We start from the raw sequence: 1,612 nt of genomic DNA on the forward strand, positions 1-1,612 counted from the left end.
CCTGAGTCCGTGACGTAATTAATAATAAATGTGCCCACAAAGCCTGATATAATAATGTTATCAGCTGATTTATGTTGATAATTTTATTTCACCAGGCAGGTGTTGAAATTGGTTAAGTTTATTTTAGAAGATTCCGATGATACATTAACGACCCATTCGGGTCTAGGTTTAATAGGTTTGCTTTTATCAAAAACAAAATTTTACAAACGTTTTTCATCCTTAAAGGTCCCAGAAATCAAGTCGTCTCCGGCCATTCTTAATGGAGATGTTACCACTTCTTATGTGGGTCTATTGTGCCAAGGTAAGAATGATTTCGACCATATCGAAGAATTTCGAGATGATCCCTTCTTTTATCGTGCATTGGATATTCAAGTGGTTCCATCAAGTCCCACACTACGGCAACGACTCGATCAAATTGCCAAGGTGACTGGATGGAAATCCATTGTTCTGGAAGAATCGGCTAAACTAATACGGCAATTTGATTCTCCTGTCACTCCAACAATTACTAGTGACAAAAAATCATACGTACCTCTGGATATTGATGTATCGCCATTTGATAACTCAAATACTAAGAAAGAAGGGGTTAGTCGCACATACAAAGGATGTGACGGGTATTCCCCTAACTTCTCCTATTTGGGTCAAGAAGGCTACGTTGTAAATGTAGAACTTCGGGAAGGAAGCACACACGTTCAAAAGGATACTGAGAAATTTCTCGAGAAAAGTATTATATATTCTCGGATGATTACTGATCTATCGTTATTGGTCCGTATGGATGCAGGAAACGATAGTGTCGAAAACCTAAAAGTTTGTGTGAATGAAAAGGCCGATTTCATAATTAAACGAAATCCTCGCCGTGAAAAGCCTGAAAACTGGCTCATGGTAGCTGAACAATTCGGTAAATGCGTTCAGGAGCGAGAAGGAAAACGTGTATTCTATGGTGCTTTAGAAACAACTCCAAAGGGAATGAAAAAAGCCATTCGCCAAGTCTATAAAGTAACAGAAAGAACGATTGATAAAACCGGCCAAATCCTCTTAGTCCCAGATGTTGAGTTTGAGAGCTATTGGACTACCCTACCTAATGAAACAGAGGAAATAATTAGCCTTTATCACGAACATGGCACTTGTGAACAATTCCACAGTGGATTAAAAACGGATTTAGACCTAGAACGTTTCCCTTCTGGGAAATTTGCCACCAATGAATTAATCTTACATCTTGGATGTTTAACCTACAATCTCCTTCGGATTATTGGCCAAGAAAGCCTGAAATCAGGGGATGCGCCGCTTAAAAGAAAGGTCTTCCGTCGCCGAGTAAAAACGGTTATCCAGAATTTGATTACATTAGCTGCAAAATTGGTAAAGCATTCCCGAAGAATTTACTTAAAGTTTGGAAATCATAGTCCTTGGTTTCCTACTTTTAAACGACTGTATCTTTCATTTTCAACATAAGCCTAGGAAACTGAATAGGTAATAAGACCTGAAAAAAATTATAGGTAAGCAGGTTTTATTTAGTGTACACAAAAACCAATCAATCCAACTTAAATTAGTACGAATGGCAAGAAAATAAGGAATTCCTAAAATTATCGGAAAAATTATTTTTTATCACGGATTCAGG

General features: G+C 37.7%; 1 protein-coding gene. It reads left to right on the forward strand.

Features of this window, described 5'->3' with window-relative positions; genetic code table 11:
• Nucleotides 1-102 precede the first annotated feature (102 nt).
• On the forward strand, nt 103-1,446 hold the full coding sequence (locus tag BFI01S_RS21810; RefSeq protein WP_115596769.1) for an IS1380 family transposase: 1,344 nt from the start codon (nt 103-105) through the stop codon (nt 1,444-1,446).
• The last annotated feature ends 166 nt before the right edge of the window (nt 1,447-1,612 follow it).

The sequence above is a fragment of the Cytobacillus firmus NBRC 15306 genome, assembly GCF_001591465.1.
GTDB classification, from domain to species: domain Bacteria; phylum Bacillota; class Bacilli; order Bacillales; family Cytobacillaceae; genus Cytobacillus; species Cytobacillus firmus.